The sequence below is a fragment of the Lentzea flaviverrucosa genome (assembly GCF_003350445.1).
Lineage (GTDB): Bacteria > Actinomycetota > Actinomycetes > Mycobacteriales > Pseudonocardiaceae > Lentzea > Lentzea californiensis.
The window spans coordinates 137,196-153,139 of the sequence record NZ_QQAU01000009.1; the positions used below are offsets into that span (position 1 = coordinate 137,196).

Annotated in this window: 16 protein-coding genes and 1 pseudogene; 9 read left to right on the forward strand and 8 right to left on the reverse strand. The window is 70.3% G+C overall.

The window, feature by feature from the left end; genetic code table 11:
- Positions 1–14: 14 nt before the first annotated feature.
- The 3 genes from DFR72_RS26720 to DFR72_RS26730 all read left to right on the forward strand — a co-directional run bounded on the left by DFR72_RS26720 (position 15) and on the right by DFR72_RS26730 (position 2,451).
- A complete protein-coding gene (locus tag DFR72_RS26720) occupies positions 15–1,151 on the forward strand; it encodes a N(5)-(carboxyethyl)ornithine synthase (protein ID WP_090063212.1) in 1,137 nt (378 codons plus the stop codon).
- A gap of 51 nt (positions 1,152–1,202) precedes the next feature.
- The gene (locus DFR72_RS26725) at positions 1,203–1,598 is read left to right on the forward strand and encodes an HPF/RaiA family ribosome-associated protein (RefSeq protein ID WP_090063214.1); all 396 of its coding nucleotides are present in this window, start codon (positions 1,203–1,205) and stop codon (positions 1,596–1,598) included.
- Between the two features lie 442 nt (positions 1,599–2,040).
- Positions 2,041–2,451, forward strand: coding sequence for an STAS domain-containing protein (locus DFR72_RS26730; protein ID WP_170176410.1), 411 nt, complete (start codon positions 2,041–2,043; stop codon positions 2,449–2,451).
- Between the two features lie 21 nt (positions 2,452–2,472).
- Here DFR72_RS26730 and DFR72_RS26735 read toward each other — a convergent pair whose 3' ends face one another.
- Genes DFR72_RS26735 through DFR72_RS26750 form a run of 4 tightly spaced genes read right to left on the reverse strand, consistent with a single transcriptional unit; the run spans position 2,473 to position 6,971 of the window.
- Positions 2,473–4,239 carry a tetratricopeptide repeat protein gene (locus DFR72_RS26735; protein ID WP_090063217.1) on the reverse strand — a complete coding sequence of 589 codons (1,767 nt, stop codon included), beginning with the start codon at positions 4,237–4,239 and terminating at the stop codon, positions 2,473–2,475.
- Positions 4,236–5,429: an ATP-binding protein gene (locus DFR72_RS26740; RefSeq protein WP_090063218.1), complete on the reverse strand. Its 1,194-nt coding sequence runs from the start codon at positions 5,427–5,429 to the stop codon at positions 4,236–4,238. Before DFR72_RS26740 ends, DFR72_RS26735 begins: the two co-directional genes overlap by 4 nt.
- Positions 5,426–5,869: a hypothetical protein gene (locus DFR72_RS26745; RefSeq protein WP_090063220.1), complete on the reverse strand. Its 444-nt coding sequence runs from the start codon at positions 5,867–5,869 to the stop codon at positions 5,426–5,428. The genes DFR72_RS26740 and DFR72_RS26745 overlap by 4 nt, the downstream gene beginning before the upstream one ends.
- 19 nt (positions 5,870–5,888) lie before the next feature.
- Positions 5,889–6,971 (reverse strand): outer membrane protein assembly factor BamB family protein, encoded by a 1,083-nt coding sequence (locus tag DFR72_RS26750; protein ID WP_170176411.1) that lies wholly within the window; start codon positions 6,969–6,971, stop codon positions 5,889–5,891.
- Positions 6,972–7,126: 155 nt separating this feature from the next.
- On the opposite strand from DFR72_RS26750, the gene DFR72_RS26755 reads away from it, so the two are divergent.
- The 5 genes and pseudogenes from DFR72_RS26755 to DFR72_RS47150 all read left to right on the forward strand — a co-directional run bounded on the left by DFR72_RS26755 (position 7,127) and on the right by DFR72_RS47150 (position 10,838).
- On the forward strand, positions 7,127–7,444 hold the full coding sequence (locus DFR72_RS26755) for a hypothetical protein (protein ID WP_090063223.1): 318 nt from the start codon (positions 7,127–7,129) through the stop codon (positions 7,442–7,444).
- A 74-nt stretch (positions 7,445–7,518) separates the two neighbouring features.
- Positions 7,519–7,899, forward strand: coding sequence for a hypothetical protein (locus DFR72_RS26760; RefSeq protein WP_090063225.1), 381 nt, complete (start codon positions 7,519–7,521; stop codon positions 7,897–7,899).
- A 43-nt stretch (positions 7,900–7,942) separates the two neighbouring features.
- Positions 7,943–8,485 (forward strand): SMI1/KNR4 family protein, encoded by a 543-nt coding sequence (locus DFR72_RS26765; RefSeq protein ID WP_090063228.1) that lies wholly within the window; start codon positions 7,943–7,945, stop codon positions 8,483–8,485.
- 130 nt (positions 8,486–8,615) lie between these two features.
- A pseudogene (locus DFR72_RS26770) lies at positions 8,616–10,424 on the forward strand (glycoside hydrolase family 3 protein); the annotation flags it as partial.
- A gap of 27 nt (positions 10,425–10,451) precedes the next feature.
- Positions 10,452–10,838, forward strand: a complete 387-nt coding sequence (locus DFR72_RS47150; RefSeq protein WP_245983557.1) for a carbohydrate-binding protein — start codon at positions 10,452–10,454, stop codon at positions 10,836–10,838.
- Here DFR72_RS47150 and DFR72_RS26775 read toward each other — a convergent pair.
- The 4 genes from DFR72_RS26775 to DFR72_RS26790 form a co-directional block, all read right to left on the reverse strand.
- The gene (locus DFR72_RS26775) at positions 10,835–11,926 is read right to left on the reverse strand and encodes a glycosyltransferase 87 family protein (protein ID WP_090063229.1); all 1,092 of its coding nucleotides are present in this window, start codon (positions 11,924–11,926) and stop codon (positions 10,835–10,837) included. The genes DFR72_RS47150 and DFR72_RS26775 overlap by 4 nt on opposite strands.
- 109 nt (positions 11,927–12,035) lie before the next feature.
- Positions 12,036–12,662 carry a response regulator transcription factor gene (locus DFR72_RS26780; RefSeq protein ID WP_090063231.1) on the reverse strand — a complete coding sequence of 209 codons (627 nt, stop codon included), beginning with the start codon at positions 12,660–12,662 and terminating at the stop codon, positions 12,036–12,038.
- Positions 12,659–13,651, reverse strand: coding sequence for a sensor histidine kinase (locus DFR72_RS26785; protein ID WP_090063232.1), 993 nt, complete (start codon positions 13,649–13,651; stop codon positions 12,659–12,661). Before DFR72_RS26785 ends, DFR72_RS26780 begins: the two co-directional genes overlap by 4 nt.
- A 69-nt stretch (positions 13,652–13,720) precedes the next feature.
- Entirely contained in the window at positions 13,721–14,947 is a 1,227-nt protein-coding gene (locus DFR72_RS26790) for an aspartate aminotransferase family protein (RefSeq protein WP_090063233.1), read from the reverse strand.
- 76 nt (positions 14,948–15,023) lie between these two features.
- On the opposite strand from DFR72_RS26790, the gene DFR72_RS26795 reads away from it, so the two are divergent.
- Entirely contained in the window at positions 15,024–15,902 is an 879-nt protein-coding gene (locus tag DFR72_RS26795; RefSeq protein WP_090063235.1) for a LysR substrate-binding domain-containing protein, read from the forward strand.
- The last annotated feature ends 42 nt before the right edge of the window (positions 15,903–15,944 follow it).

The following is a 15,944-nucleotide window of genomic DNA, read 5'->3' on the forward strand; positions in this document are numbered from 1 at the left end:
GGAACAGGACACACGTGGACCAGCTCAGCCTCGGAGTCATCGCCCAGACCCAGAAGGAGAACGAACGCAGGCTTCCCCTGCACCCGTTGCACCTGGACCGGATCGACGCGGACCTCCGCAGCCGCATCTACCTCGAACACGGCTACGGAGAACGCTTCGGCGTCTCCGACGCGCAACTCGCGGCGTCCGTCGGAGGGCTGCGCTCACGCGAGGAGCTCATCGCGGAGTGCGATGTCGTCCTGCTGCTCAAGCCGATCGCCGACGACATCGCGCAACTGCGCGAAGGTCAGGTGCTGTGGGGCTGGCCGCACTGCGTCCAGGACGAGAAGCTCACGCAGCTGGCCGTGGAACGGCGGCTGACGCTCATCGCCTTCGAGGCGATGAACCACTGGACCTCCGACGGCTCGTTCAGCCTGCACGTCTTCCACAAGAACAACGAGCTCGCCGGCTACTGCTCGGTGCTGCACGCCCTGCAACTCAGCGGCTCGACCGGTGACTACGGGCGACGGCTGCGTGCGGTCGTGATCGGTTTCGGGGCGACCGCACGAGGCGCCGTGACGGCGCTCAACGCGCACGGCGTGCACGAGGTCACCGTCCTCACCAACCGCGGCGTCACCGCCGTCAGCGCGCCGATCCACTCCGCGCGGATCGTCCACTTCGACCACGACGCCACCGATCCGGCGCGCAGCCACGCCTTCACCGACGACGGCCGCGTGCCGCTGGCCGGTTTCCTCGCGGAACACGACATCATCGTCAACTGCGTGCTGCAGGACACCGACGCACCGCTGACGTTCCTCACCAACGCCGACTTGTCCACCGTGGCCCCGGGAACGCTGGTCGTGGACGTCTCCTGCGATGCGGGCATGGGCTTCGAGTGGGCGCGCCCCACCACGTTCGACGAGCCGGACTTCCTGGTGGGCGACCACGTGCGCTACTACGGCGTGGACCACAGCCCGTCCTACCTGTGGAACTCGGCGACCTGGGAGATCAGCGAAGCGCTGCTCCCCCACCTGCGTCCGGTGCTCACCGGCGCCTGGGACTCCAGCGACATCCTCCGGCGCGCCGTCGAGATCCGCGAGGGCACCATCGTCAACCCCCGCATCCTCTCGTTCCAGCGCCGATCACCGGACTACCCGCACGCCCGACTCTGAGCCGCGAGGCGACGGTCGTGATCCCGGCATCCACAAAGGACAAGTGAGCAGATGAGCGAACTACCGCACGACTCCGCTGTCATCACCAACCGGTTGCACCTCGCCACCGGCTTCCTGGCGAACGAACACGACTGGGTCGCGGAACGCCTGGCCGCGCTCGGCTCGCGGCTGCGTTCCTTCCGCGAAGACCAGGTCGACCTCGAGATCAGCGTGAAGGACCGCCGCGGCGTCGAGCAGCGGGTCACCCTGGAGTGCTGGATCAACCGCAACCCCCGCCTGCACCTCGTCGCCACCTCGTCCGAGCCGGATCTGCCGGCCGCGCTCAACGAGGTCCGCAACGAGCTGATCCGTCAGGTCGACGAGGCCAAGACGCGCACCGAACCGCGCCACAACCGAGCGCTGAGGTCCGTGCCCGCGCTGACCGAGCACGATCAGCACGAGCGTTGACCAGGGGCAGACCGCGCGTGTGTCCACTCAGGACGGCGACCAGGCAGGCGAGCACCTGGCGTCGTCCGCAACGACAGTCCCGGCAAGGCCGGCGAAGAGCGCTCAACCCGCGTGACACGTCAGCCGGCGCCGTGAGCGGAAACATCTCGGTGGCCTCCTTGGCGCGTCAACGACTCGACACGTGCGCCGCCAAGGTCCGGAGCGGATGGGATGTCTCCTAAGGATAGGACTCCGCGGCGTTGCTGAACAGGGCCGATGAGGGGACCAAAGCTGCAACTCACCGCGATGCCGCGACGGCCGAACGGTCACAGATGACAACCCGATCGAGTGACGGGCGCCCGGCGCGGGTTGTGCCCGGACGCCGCCGATACCTATCCTGCGGCTTCTCAGCCCTCCGCCCGCCTGGACCCCGCGGTCGCCACGGTTCCCCGAGGAGACTCCCGTGAGCACCGTCCGTCTGCACAGGGCACCCGTGATCGCCCAGAACCGCCAGTTGCGCGGTCACCCCGGCACCACGCGATTCACCGTCACAGAACAGCTCGTCCGGCGAGGGTCCGTCGTCATCGCGGTTTTCGGCGAGGTCGACGCGCGCAGTGGTCCAGTGCTGCACACCCGTCTCCAGGAGCACGTCCGCAAGGCGGGACCGGACCTCGTCGTCGACCTCACCGCGGTGAGCTTCCTCAGCATCTCCGGTCTGGCCACCCTGATGGCCGTGTGGGAGGCGACCGTGACCGCCGAGGTCGAGTTCGTCGTGGTGGCCCGCACCCGCGCGGTCCTACGGCCGCTCAGGCTCACCGGACTGGACCGCAAGTTCGACGTGGTCCCCGGCCTGCTCCAGGCCGACGCCAGTTGATCGTCGTGCGCACCTTCCCGCTCAGGCTCCGGGCGGCGCGCTGACGGCGGACACGAAGATCCGTGCGAGTCTCCCGTTCTCCCACTGCAGGCCGAGCCGGTGCGCGGCGAGGTCGTAGTTGACGGTGACCTCGCCGGAGGCGCGGTTCTCCCAGCTGTTGTGCACCAGGGCACCGTGCGCGCGCACGTGGGCGTCGACCGGTCCGCGGTGCCCGTCGAGGTCGAGCCCGGAGATCACGCGGTCAGCGGCCGGGCAGTGCGCGACCTCGACGGTGACCTTCTTCACCATCCCGTCGAGCAACGCGATGTCGACGCCGTCAGTACTCGGCACCACGGGGTCCAGCGCGCTCTGCCGGACCGTCGAGTCGGGGAAGAGCCCGCGCAGTTCGGCGTACGGCGCGGAGTCCTCGGACGTGCCCAGCGCGGCGTACATCGTCGAGATAACACCGGTCAGCGTCGTCCCGGGGACAGCGGGCAGGTCGTCCGGGAGAGCCTCGGCCTTGCGGGGTGCCGGTCGCGGGTCCAGGCCGCCGAAGCCGGCCACCCGGTCCCAGATCCAGTCGGCCATCGACGCGGCGACGGGTTCGTCCGGACGCCCAGGCCGGCGCTTGACCAGCGCCCCGAACGCGACGACGACCAGGTACGCCCCGGCGTCGTCGGTCATCACCTGTTCCCAGACCTCGTTCTCGGGCCAGTCCGGGTGCGCTGCCTGGTCGGCCTCGATCTCGGTGCTCATGGCGATGATCTCGGCCGCCGACATCAGGCGGAACGGCTCGGCCAGCCCCCAGGCGGCACCGGAGCCGGGCTGCTGGCCGTCGTGCCACGCCAGCAGGTCCTCCGCGGCCATGGAACCGATCTTGTCGCTCTCGGGCTCGTCGGCGATCGAGGTCCCCGGTCGCAGGGTCGTGCGCAGTCCGCCGGGCATCACCTCGTCCAACGCCGCCAGCGCGGACGCCAGGTCGGTGCCGAGGAGCTGGTCGCGGAGCTGCCGCCAGCCCATCTCGATCACCCCGGTGCGGCGGATGTCCTCCAGCGTGATGGCCTGGGCGTGGGCGTTCTCGACGATCCGCAGCATCGTCCGAGCCGTCCCCACCAGGTTCTGCAGCAGGTCCTCGGTCGGGTTCTCGCGCAGCAGTCGCAGGCCGAGCTGCTCGGCGTCGACGAACCGGTACTGCACCAGGTAGGACCAGCCGAGCATCAGGGCGACCCAGGAGTTCGCGGCATCGGCCCGGACGGCCTCCTCGGCCGCGGGGACGAACCGGCCGGGAGGTGCGAAGCTCCCCAGCAGGTACGCCGCGCGCTTCCCGAGCGCGCCGGGCAGTCCGTCCGGCGCCGTCCGGGCGCACAGTGCCACCGCCTCGTCGAGCTGGTGCCACCCTTCGTCGTGCTCCCCGCACAGCGCCTGGGCGAAGCCCAGCTCCATCCAGTCGCCCCACTCCTCGTGGTCCTCGGCCAGCACCGTGCGTGCCCACCGCAGCGCCTCCGCGTGCTCGTGCTGGGCCAGCGCCAGGTGCCGCAGAGCACGAGCCGCGTTGACGAACTGGCCGTCGCGGCGGCCGGCGACCTCGAGGTAGAGGCGGCGGGCCTCGGCGACCTCGCCACAAGCCTCGCGGTGGTTGGCGAGCAACAGCGACACGCTGCTCCGCCCGGGCTGGACCGCGAGCACCCGCAACGCCAGCTCGGCGACCCTGGGATGCGCCGGCTGCGCCGCGAAGAGCTCCCAGGCCAGGTCCAGACTCCGCTCCACGGCGTCGTTGTCGTCGGCGGCCACACGGCCGAAGTCACTCATCGCATGCCTCGCCTGACCCGGTACGCCCGGAGTTGATCGAAGGTCCCGTCGTCGACGCCGAACTCGAGCACCGGCGCCACCTGGTCGAACCAGGACGTCGTGGACGGGATGACACCGCTGACCGCGGCCAGCACCGCGCCGGTGGAAACCGGCACCAGCTCACCCCTGCTCATCGACTCGACCATCGCCTGCTGCAGGACGGTGGTCGTCAGGTGGCTGAGGTCGGCGCCGGAGAACCCCTCGGTCGCCGCCGCGACGGCGGCGAAGTCGACGTCGTCGGCCGGCTTGCCCTCCAGCGCGCCCTGCACGATCGCCTCCCTGGCGGCCGCGTCCGGTGGCAGTACGAGCACGGTCTTGTCGATCCGGCCCGGCCTGCGCAGCGCGGGGTCGATGTCCCACGGCCGGTTCGTGGCGGCCAGGAAGTAGACGCCTTCGTTCGCGCCGGCCACGCCGTCGAGCTCTTCCAGCAGCTGGGTGACGAGCATCCGCATCGTCTGCGACCCGCCGCCGCCGGAGGTGCGCCGTCCGCCGAGCGCGTCGAACTCGTCGAAGAAGATCACGCACGGCTTGGCCGCGCGTGCGTTGCGGAAGACGCTCTGGATCGCCTTCTCGCTCTCCCCGACGTACTTGCTGAGCAGGTCCGCGAGGGTCACGTGGATGAAGGACGCTCCGAGGTCGCCCGCGATCGCCCTTGCGATGAACGTCTTGCCGCAACCGGGCGGGCCGTACATCAGCAGTGACCCGCCCGGCTTCTGCCCGAACGCCGCCGCCAGCTCGGGGTTGCGCAGCGGGGCCAGGAACGTGGTGTCCAGGTGCCGCTTCACCTCGGCGAGGCCCGCGACGTCGGCGAGCGTCACCGCCGGGCGTTCGGCGTCCCACAGCTTCTCCGAGGCGGCGGCGCTGCCGTCCTGGCGGTCGTGGTCGGCAGGGGCCGGGACCGGTGCGGTCTCGGCGGGCGGCGGCGGGTTCGAGGCGCGCATCCGTGCCGCCATCAGCCGGGCGCGCAGCACGCGGGCTCGTGCCGGATCACCGCCGGTGGCTTCGAACGCCTTCAGTTCGGTGGCGGCGCGGTTGGGATCGTGCTCCAGCAGCAGGGTGATGAAGTCCTCGCGCAACGCCAGGTTGCCGGGATCGGCCTCCACCTCGCGCGCGATCACCTCGACGAAGTCGTCACCCGAATCGCCGGTCACTGGCCGGACCCCTCGATCCAGCTCTTGAGCAGCCCCAGGTTCACCAGCGGGATGTAGTGGCCGATCCGCGGGTGGTCCAGCGTCACACCGAAGACACCGGCCCTGCCGAACGAGGCGACGTAGTCGATCGCCGCCGGCATCGGCACGCCGAACAACGGTGCCGCGCCGCTCTCCGGGTCGCCCGGCCCGAGGGCCCGGGCGGCTTCGCTCGCCCGTGCGGCGCTGCTGTAGAGGCAGATCATCGACCCCTGCTCGGCCGCCACGGCGTAGGGACGGGGCCGGTCGGCCGGCCCCCGCGCGACGAAGAACCAGTGCTCCAGCGCGGTCGCCTGCCGCCACAGCGCGATCTGCGCCGACGTGTCTCCCGGGGGCGCTGCTTTGACCGCCGCGTCGAGGCGGTCCAGCTCGGCGATCATCTCGGGATCGTTGTCCTTGATCATTCGGTTCTCTCTCGTCTTCTCAGCTGTCCGCAGTGGCGGTCGCGACCGTGAATGCCCGCACCCGCCCGGTTTCGAGACCGGAGACGAGCACGCCGCCGATCACGGCGAACAGACGGCCGGACATGTCGCCGTCCACCCAGTGCCTCCGCACGCCGACCAGGTCGACTCCGCTGACCGTGTCACCCATCCTCGCGTCCAGCAGTTCAACTCGCACATCGATGCGTTCCTCCGGAGCGAACGCGTAGGGCACGTCGGCGCGTCGCGCGATCACGACGCGGTCCGGGTCACCGGTACCTGTAACCGCGACCACTCTTCGCTTCTGCCACAGCGCTTTCCCGTCCTGTGAGCGGACCCGGGCCAAGCCATCGGTTCCCCAAAGGACGGTCTCGTCAGGACCTGGGAGCACGACGCCACCACGCCCCGCCGCCTTCTTCTTGCGCCAGCGGACCTCACCGGTCACGACGTCCACCGCCATCGCCCACAGCGAGTACGAGTGGAAGTAGACCGAATCGCAGGTGACCAGCGGGGTGTGCCGGTACGTCCACTGCTCACCGGGAACCCTTGTGGCCCAGAGCACGTCCAAGGTGTCACGGGAGAACCGGAGGATGTTCTGCCTGCCCCGGCCGTTGGCCGTGATGATGTCACCGTCGTCCGTGACGGCGAGGGTCGTCAGTGCCGAGCCGGCCAGGTCCGTCCTGCCGAGCAGGCGACCGTCCCGGCCCAGTCTCCGGATCGACGATCCGGAGACGACCACGATCTCCTGCCCGAGCACCGCGACGCCCCGCGGCTCCCCGGTCAGCGGATGGGTCCAGAGCTCGGCACCAGTGGCGGCGTCGTACCCGCAGGCCTGGAGCCGTTGCCCGACGTGCAGGACCGCGAGGAGGTCGCCGTCGACGACGATGGCCTGGTTCGGGCCGAGCGGAGGACAGGTCCGTCGCCACAGCACGGCACCGGTGGCGACGTCCAGCGCGGTCAGCGTCGTGACCGCCTCCGCGAACGAGCCCGGAGGACGCGTCTCCACGATGACCGTCCCGTCCGCGGCAGCCCAGTGCCGGGCCTCGTCCTGCGCCGTGGCGCCGCGGTGATCCCACACCTCGTGCACCGCTCTCCCACTCGCCGGCACGTTGACGTTGTGCTGCAACAGTTGTACACCGCAGCCCGGCCGTAACGCGGTGTCGGTCGTTCGACCGACTGTGCTCGGACGCACCGGCGGATATCTTGCGACCGATGTCCGCAAGCACCCTCCGGAGGAGCACCATGACGACCACCCGGCGCGTTCTCACCGGTCTGGCCGCCGCAGGTCTGGTCATCTCCGCCCTCGGCGCCGGATCCGCCTCCGCCGCGACCAAGGGCAAGATCTACATCTCCAACAACTGCGGCAAAGCGGTCTCCACCACGATCCACACCACCGACGGCAGGAACATCGCGGGCACCGCGGCCGCCCCGGCCGGCAGCTACTTCGGCTACCCGGTCAACCCCGGCAAGTACCAGGTCCGCGTTCCCGCGGGCAACAAGACCGTGACGATCCTCGACCTCGGCGGCAAGGCGCACTCGGTCGTCGTCAGGGCCTGCTGACGTTCGCGGATCTTCTTGTCGCGGTTCGCGATTCTCGCCCGGTGATCGGCCTGGCGGCCCTACTGTGTCGAAGCATGAGACTGGTGCCGTTGCAGTGGGCCTCGCTCGTGGTGATCTTCCTCGACGCCGTCGTCATCGTGTCCGGGTTCGTGACCGGCAGTGCGTTGCTGCCGCGGTCGGCGAACGTCGTGCTGACGGTGATCTCCTTGGCCCTCATGTCGTCGACGGTGGTGTTGGCCAGAGGCGGGTACAACTTCGAGAAGCCGACGCTGCCGGCGTGGTCGGTCGTGGTCGCGGTGATCGCGTTCTTCGGCGGGGCCTTCCTCTTCGCGTTCCCGCTGCTCACTGACACCACCACCCTCACAATGGCCGAGAACCAGCGCGGGTGGGCGGGCCTCGCGCTCGCCTTCGCCGGAGGCACGTTCGTCTACGCCGGGATCCGCCACCGCAAATGAGGAATCGGCAGGATGTGTCGAACAGTTGAAGTAGCGTGCGCGCGTGGAGATCACTGACGACCGCGTCTTCCCCGCCGCGCTGGCCGCGCTCAGCGCCATCGACTTCCCGTGGGAGTACGATGAGAAGGCCGACGAGCCCTCGCCGGGCAACATCGACTACGAGCCGTACCAGGAGTTCGACTCCGCCGAGGAGACGACCGGCTGGATCAGGTCGTGGACGGGCAACGAGGAACTGGACGGCGACGCGTTCCGGCCGTTCGGGCAGGACGGCACCGGCGGGCTCGCCGTGCTGTGGCTGGTGCGGGAGGGGCCGCTGACCGCGCAGCCCGTCGTGTTCTTCGGGTCGGAGGGTGAGGTCGGGCCCGTCGCGACGAGCCTGGGCGAGTTCCTCTGGTTGCTCGCGGGCGGGGTGGGGCCGCAGGAGGCCGTCGAGTTCGGCTCGGACAGCGGTGTCCCGAACGAGGAACTGCGGGCTGTCGCGGAGAAGTACTCCGGGGTCGGACCGCGCACGCCGGCCGAGGTGCTGGCGGCCGCACGGGCGGAGTTCCCCGACTTCGCCGAGAAGGTCCAGTCCTGGTGCCGCTAGACCCGTGAGGGGAACCGGAACGAGTACCGGCTCCCCGATGGTCTACACCACTTTGCGGACGCGAGCTACGCTCGGTGAACCCTGTTGTGCCGCAAGGTAAACAGGACCTCGTCCCCCGGAGGTCTGCCCTGTGAGAAAGTTCCTCGCGGCCGCACTTCTGCTCGGTGCCGCCGTCATCCCCACCGGAACGGCCGCCGCGGCCGATCCGATCTACAAGGACCCCGCCCAGCCGATCCCGGCTCGTGTCGCCGACCTGCTGGGCCGCATGTCGCTCGACGAGAAGGTCGGGCAGATGACGCAGGCCGAGCGCAACTCGGTCAGCAACGCCGACCTGGCGAACTTCCGGATCGGCTCGCTGCTGTCCGGCGGCGGTTCCGCGCCCTCGCCGAACAACGCCACGTCGTGGGCGAACATGTACGACGACTTCCAGCGCGCGGCGATCGCCACGCCGCTGGGCATTCCCATGATCTACGGCGTGGACGCCGTGCACGGCCACAACAACGTCGTCGGAGCCACGATCTTCCCGCACAACATCGGCCTGGGCGCGACGCGTGACCCCGCACTGGTGCAGCGGATCGGCCGCGCCACGGCCGAGGAGGTGTCGGGCACCGGCATCGACTGGGACTTCGCGCCGTGCCTGTGCGTCGCGCGCAACGACCGCTGGGGCCGCACCTACGAGTCGTTCGGCGAGACGCCCCAGGACGCCACGTCGATGACGACGATGATCACGGGCCTGCAGGGCTCGAAGCTGTCGGACTCCGGCTCGGTGCTCGCCACGGCCAAGCACTACATCGGCGACGGCGGCACGACCAACGGCACCGACCAGGGCAACACCCAGGTCAGCGAGGCCGAACTGCGGGCGACGCACCTGCCGCCGTTCCGCGACGCCATCGCCAAGGGCGTCGGCTCGGTGATGATCACCTACAGCAGCTGGAACGGCACGAAGCTGCACGGGCACAGGTACCTGATCACCGACGTGCTGAAGAACGAGCTCGGCTTCAGCGGCCTCGTCGTGTCGGACTGGAACGCCATCGACCAGATCGACGGCCAGGCCGGCTTCACCGCCGCCGAGGTGCGCGACTCGATCAACGCCGGCCTCGACATGATCATGGTGCCGACCGCGTGGCGCCAGTTCATCACGTACCTCAAGCACGAGGTGCAGGCGGGACGCGTGCCGATGTCGCGCATCGACGACGCCAACCGCCGCATCCTCACGAAGAAGTTCGAGCTCGGCCTCTTCGAGAAGCCGCTGACCGACCGCACGTACACGCCAACCGTCGGCAACGCCGCGCACCGCGCGCTGGCCCGCGAGGCCGCGCGCAAGTCGCAGGTGCTGCTGAAGAACCAGAACGGCGTGCTGCCGCTGTCCAAGACCTCGTCGAAGATCTTCGTCGCGGGCAAGAGCGCGGACGACATCGGCCACCAGAGCGGCGGCTGGACGATCTCCTGGCAGGGCGGCAGCGGTCCGGTGACACCGGGAACCACTGTGCTGCAAGGCATCCGCTCGGCCGTGTCCACGTCCACCACCGTCACGTACAACCGCAACGGCACCGGCATCGACGGCACGTACCAGGCGGCCATCGCCGTCGTCGGCGAAACCCCGTACACCGAGGGCGCGGGCGACCGGCCCGGCGGCCTGGGGCTCGACGCCGAGGACATCGCGACCCTGAACACCCTGCGCGCCACCGGTGTCCCGGTCGTCGTGGTGCTCGTGTCCGGCCGCCCGCTGGACGTCGCGGCGCAGCTGCCGCAGTGGCACGCCCTGGTCGCGGCCTGGCTGCCCGGCACCGAGGGCAACGGCGTCGCGGACGTCCTGTTCGGCGACCACAAGCCGACCGGCACGCTGCCGTTCACGTGGATGCAGAGCGCCTCGCAGCAGCCGATCAACGCCGGTGACGGCAAGGCCGCCCTGTTCCCGTACGGCTTCGGCTCGCAGTTCCCCGCCACGCAGAACGCCTACGGGATCATCGGTGCGTCCTACTACGACGAGCAGCGCGGCACGCAGGTCGAGCGGTGCACCGACTCGGGCTGCGGGCAGAACGTCGGCTACCTGACGCCGGGCGACCACGTGGCCTACGCGGACGTCGACTTCGGCGCCACGCCACCGACCTCCGTGACCACGCGGATCGCGTCCGGCTCCACGGCGAACGGCACCCTGCAGTTCCGCCTCGACAGCCCGACCGGCCCGCTGGTCGCGACCGTCTCGGCGGCGAGCACGGGCGGGTGGCAGACGTGGGCCAGCCGCACCTCCGCCGCGTCCGGCGCCACGGGCGTCCACCGGCTCTACCTGGTGGCGACCGGCGGCACGGGCGGTGACCTGGCGAACGTGAACTGGTTCCAGTTCGCCCGCTAGAAACCGACAGCTGAACGGGGTTCCGGGTGAGAGCCCCGTTCAGCCTTGTCCCGCACGACGCTTCGCCACGCGCACCAGACGAGGAACCCCAGGCCCAGCCAGACGTAGGTGTTGCCGACGACGTGCTGCCACCACGTCCACGCCAGCTCTCGGTCGCCCGCCGTGGGCAGCAGCCAGTGCGGGCCGACCGCGAACACCGCCATCACCGCGATCCGCACGCGGCCCTTCAGCAGCAGCAACGCCGGCGCGATCCACACCCAGTGGTGCGACCAGGACACCGGCGAGATCAGCAGACCCGCTGCCGCGACCGCGACGAGAGCGGTGAGGTCGTCGCGCAACCGGGGCAACAGCACGACCGTCAACGCGAGCAAGGCGATCGCGCCGGCGAACCACACGAACTCCGGGGCGCCGAGCCGGAACAGCAGGCCGCGCAACGACTGGTTCGCGCTGTAGGCCAGGCCGCCGACGCGTTCCGGGTCGAGCATCGCGTGGAACCAGAACTGCTTCGACTGGCCCGGTGCCAGCACCCAGCCGGCCAGACCGCACGCCGTGAACGTCGCCACGGCGGTCAGCGCGGGCCGCCACCGCCCGCGGCACAGGAAGAACAGCACGAAGATCGCCGGGGTCAGCTTGATCGCGGCGGCCAGCCCGACCAGCAGGCCGCGTGGCCAGGGGGGCCGCGGCAGCAGGCAGTCGGCGGCGACCAGGCCGAACAGGACCAGGTTGACCTGTCCCATGTCGAGGGTGATCCGCAGCGGTTCGAGCAGCAGGCACAGCGCGACCAGGCCGAAACCCGCCCACCTGCGGACCGCCGCCGTGAAGAGACCGATGCCCACTGCCGTGAACAGGACCGCGGTGAGAGCCAGGGGAAGTGGCGCCAGCACGCCGAACACCATCGCCGCGAAGGGCGGGTAGGTGAACGGCAGTCCTCTGGGGCCGTGGAAGTCCGCGGTGTAGAGGTCGGTGCCGGCGAGCCACGCCTCGCCGCCGGCGAGGTACACGCGCAGGTCCAGCACGCCGATGCCGAAGCTCCGCACCAAGACCCAGACGAGCAGACCGGCAACCGTTGCGCCCCAGAGGTTTCTCACAGGACAGAACACTGCTGTGCGACGGGGTCGCGCCGGATCGGCCGGAGAGCGGGAAGATCATGGCCGTGGGGACGACATCGAGAGCCGGAACTGGCCACCTGGCCAACGGTCAGCCGGCCACCACGTGCGCGCGGAACGCCCACGCGACGATCTCGACGCGGTTGCGCGCCCCCACCTTCGTCTGCACCGACGCCAGGTAGGCCTTCACCGACGACACCGAGACCTTGAGCGAGGCCGCGATCTCGTTGTTGCTCAGTCCTTTCGCGACGTGCCGCACGACGTCCAGCTCACGTTCGCTCAGCACCTCGGCGTCGGTGGACGCGACCGGGGACGTCGACCGGCGCAGCACCCGCAGCACCACCTGCGGCGACACGAGGACGTCACCGCGCGCCGCCGACCTGACCGCCTCGGCGAGCAACCCCGGGCTGGCGTCCTTCGTGAGGAACCCGCACGCGCCGAGGTCCAGTGCCTTGTTGAGCACCTCGTCGCTGTCGAACGTCGTCACGACCACGACACGGGTGTGCGGGGCGAGCTGCCGGGTGACCTCCAGACCGTCGAGGCCCGGCATCCGCACGTCCACCAGGCACACCTGCGGTTCCAGCGCACGAGCCTGCTGGACCGCGCTGACCCCGTCCGCGACGTCGGCCACCACGCTGATGTCGGGCTGGGACTCGAGGATCAGCCGGAAACCGGCGCGCACCATGTCCTGGTCCTCGGCGATGAGCACGGAGATCACGCGCGCACCTGCAGCGGCAGTTCGGCGGTGACGATCCAGCCGTCACCGGTGGCTCCCGCGAAGAACCGCCCGCCCAGCTCCTGCACCCGTTCCCGCATGCCCACCAGACCGAACCCACCGGAATGCGCCGGACGTGCCGTTCCGTTGTCCACAACGGACAGCATCACCGCACCGGCACCCAGCCGCACGTCCACCTCCACGTCCGTCGCGTCGACGGCGTGCTTGCGGACGTTGGTCAGCGCCTCCTGCACCAGCCGGAGCACCGACCTCCCCAGCTCCGGCGGCACGTCCGAGGCGAGCTCGACGTTCGCGCGCACCTGCAGCCCGGACTTCTCCACGAGCTGGAGCAGATCGGCGGAGAGGTCGCCGGTCGCGGCCGCGGCACCGTTGTCCCGCAACGTCCTGACCATCAGGCGCATCGCGCCCAGCGCGTCGGTGCCGCCGTCGACGACGCCGTCCAGCATCGCGCAGGCCCTGTCCTTGTCCTGCTCCGCCACCACGCGGGCGGCCTGCGCCTGCACCAGCATGCCCGTGACGTGGTGCGCGACCACGTCGTGCAGCTCACGGGCCATGTCGAGGCGTTCGTCCCGCCGCACCCGTTCCTCCGCCGCAGCCGCCCTCTCCGCCCGCGACCGCTCCCACAGGCGCACGTACAGCCCGGCGGCCACGGCGGCCACGCCGAGCACCAGCACCAGCGGGAGGTAGGTGGAGCGGAAGCTGACCCAGGTGGCGTGCATGGACACCAGCTCCAGCGCCACGAGCGCCGCCACCGCCGGCCACGACGACGCCTTCCAGGCGAGCCAGAAGGCGACTCCCAGCACGAGGACCGCCTGCACGGTCGCCACCGGAGGGGTTCTCCACACGTGGTTGCCGACCCCGGGAGCGTCCTGGAACAACGCCCGGCTGAACCCGTTGCTGAGACCGGTGATGACGAACACGGCCGCGCAGACGATCACGGTGGCGACGAACGGCCGATGGTGTACCCGCATGCGGGCGATGGTAGGCAGGGCCGGTGGCCGCCCGCCTCGACCGTCCAGCCGAGACGGGTGGCCAAGTGGTCAGGCGGCGCCGATCGCCTCGTCGAGAATGCCGATCCCCAACGCCAGCTCCTCCTCCGTCGCCGTCAGCGGCGGCGCGATCCGGAACACCCCGCCCATCCCCGGGATCTGCACGATGTTCATGTGCAGCCCGAGGTCCAGGCACTTCTGGGTGATCGGCGCGGACAGCGACTCGTCCGCGATCTCCAGCCCCACCAGCAGCCCACGCCCGCGGACGTCCGTCACCAGGTCGTGCTTCGCGGCGATGTCCTCCAGCCCGTTGCGCAGCAACGCCCCGAGCTTCGCCGCACGCTCGTCCAGCCGTTCCTCGGCCAGCACGTCGAGCACGGTGTTGCCGACCGCGGCGACCAGCGGGTCCGACACGTGCGTGGTGAAGAACAGGTAGCCGCGGGCGTGCGCCTCGGCCTCGATCTCCGCGGACGTGATCACGGCGGCCAGCGGCAGTCCCGCACCGAGGGTCTTGGACAGCGTCAGGATGTCCGGCACGACGCCGTCGCGTTCGAACGCGTACCAGTTGCCCGTGCGGCACAGCCCGGTCTGCGCCTCGTCCATGATCAGCAGCATCCCGCGCTCGCGGCACTTCGCGGACAACGCGGCGAAGTAGCCGAGGGGCGGTTCCAGAATGCCGGCCGACGAGAGGATCGGCTCGACGATGCAGGCCGCCAGCGAGCCGACCGACTGCGCGTCGATCAGGTCGAACGCCAGGTCGAGCTGCGTCTGCCAGTCACCGGACGGCGCCGGGATGGCGAAGTTGCCGGGGGTCGCGGGCCCGTAGCCCTTGCGGCCCGCGCTGTAGGTCGCGGCGGCCGCGGCGGCGGTCATGCCGTGCCACGAGCGGGCGAACGCCACCACCTCGTACTTGCCGGTCACGAGCTTGGCCATGCGCAGCGCGGCCTCATTCGACTCCGCTCCGGTGGTGAGCAGCTGCACCTTCGACAGCGACTCGGGCAGCGTGCCCGAGAGCCTGCGGGCCAGGTCCACGACCGGGCGGCTGAGCATGCCGCTGAACAGGTGGTCGAGGTTCGCGATCTGGCGCTGCACCGTCTCGACGATGCGCGGGTGGGAATGGCCGAGGATCGCGCTCATCTGCCCGGACGTGAAGTCCAGGACCCGGCGGCCGTCCTCGGTGAACAGGAAACTCCCCGACGCGCTGTCGATGATCTCGCGCGTGAACGTGCCGCCGTAGCGGACGAGGTGGCGGTCGACGTCGTCCCAGAAGGTGTCCATGGGAGAAAGCTACGAGCGGGTGAGCATCAGGTCCATCTCACGATTCCACGCTCGCTGTTCGGAAATACTGCACAGCATGACGCTCAACCCGTGGCGCCTGCGCCTGCTCAGCCAGCTCGACGCGCTGGGGACCGTGCGAGCCGTGGCGCAGGCCGCGAACCTGAGTGCCTCGAGCGTGTCCCAGCAGCTCGCGGTGCTCGAGACCGAGACGCGCACGCAGCTGATCGAACGGACCGGGCGGCGCGTCCGGCTCACGTCGGCCGGGCTCATCCTGGCGAGGAGGGCGCGGTCGATCCTCGACCACATGGACGCCGTCGAGGCCGAGCTCAGAGGCCTGAACGACGAACCGTCGGGCCTCATCCGGCTCGGCGCGTTCCAGAGCTCGATCCACACGCTCGCCGTGCCCGCGATCCAGGCCCTCCGGTACCCGCACCTCGACGTCGAGATCGTGGAGATGGAACCGCACGCCAGCATGCCCGCGCTGCTCGCCGCCGAGGTCGACGTGATCATCACGACCACCGACTTCGTCGAACTGCCGGTGCCGGGCGACATCGACGTGGTGCCGCTCGGCCAGGACCCGATCGTGCTGGTCACGCCGCCGAACCACCCCGCGGCCGACGTCGCCGCGTGCAAGGACGAGCCCTGGGCGTTCGACATCCCCGGCTCGTACATGGCGAAGCTCGCGACGCGCCTGTGCCGGCAGTCGGGGTTCGAGCCGCGCGTGGTGGGCCGGTTCAGCAACTACATGCTCACGCTCGAGCACGTCGAGGCCGGCCTGGCGGTCGCGGTGCTGCCCGCGCTGGCCGTGGACCGCCGGTTCGACGTGGTCACGAGGGAGCTGCCGGTGACGCGGAGGATCACCGCGGCCGTGCGCCGTGACTCGCGCGCCGCGATCACCGTGGTGCTCGACGCCCTGCACACGGTCGCCGGGGTTCCAGCATCTGGACGTAGTTGAGACGTCACCTAAACTCGGAGGGAGACCCGATCGAGGAGGAAC

Excerpts from the sequence above, each read along its gene's own strand:
- DFR72_RS26755 (WP_090063223.1), top strand. The coding sequence starts at position 7,127 with ATGACGACCACCCGGCGCGTTCTCACCGGTCTGGCCGCCGCAGGTCTG.
- DFR72_RS26760 (WP_090063225.1), top strand. The coding sequence starts at position 7,519 with ATGAGACTGGTGCCGTTGCAGTGGGCCTCGCTCGTGGTGATCTTCCTC.
- DFR72_RS26795 (WP_090063235.1), top strand. The coding sequence starts at position 15,024 with ATGACGCTCAACCCGTGGCGCCTGCGCCTGCTCAGCCAGCTCGACGCG.
- DFR72_RS26790 (WP_090063233.1), bottom strand. The coding sequence starts at position 14,947 with ATGGACACCTTCTGGGACGACGTCGACCGCCACCTCGTCCGCTACGGC.
- DFR72_RS26785 (WP_090063232.1), bottom strand. The coding sequence starts at position 13,651 with ATGCGGGTACACCATCGGCCGTTCGTCGCCACCGTGATCGTCTGCGCG.
- DFR72_RS26745 (WP_090063220.1), bottom strand. The coding sequence starts at position 5,869 with ATGATCAAGGACAACGATCCCGAGATGATCGCCGAGCTGGACCGCCTC.
- DFR72_RS26735 (WP_090063217.1), bottom strand. The coding sequence starts at position 4,239 with ATGAGTGACTTCGGCCGTGTGGCCGCCGACGACAACGACGCCGTGGAG.
- DFR72_RS26725 (WP_090063214.1), top strand. The coding sequence starts at position 1,203 with ATGAGCGAACTACCGCACGACTCCGCTGTCATCACCAACCGGTTGCAC.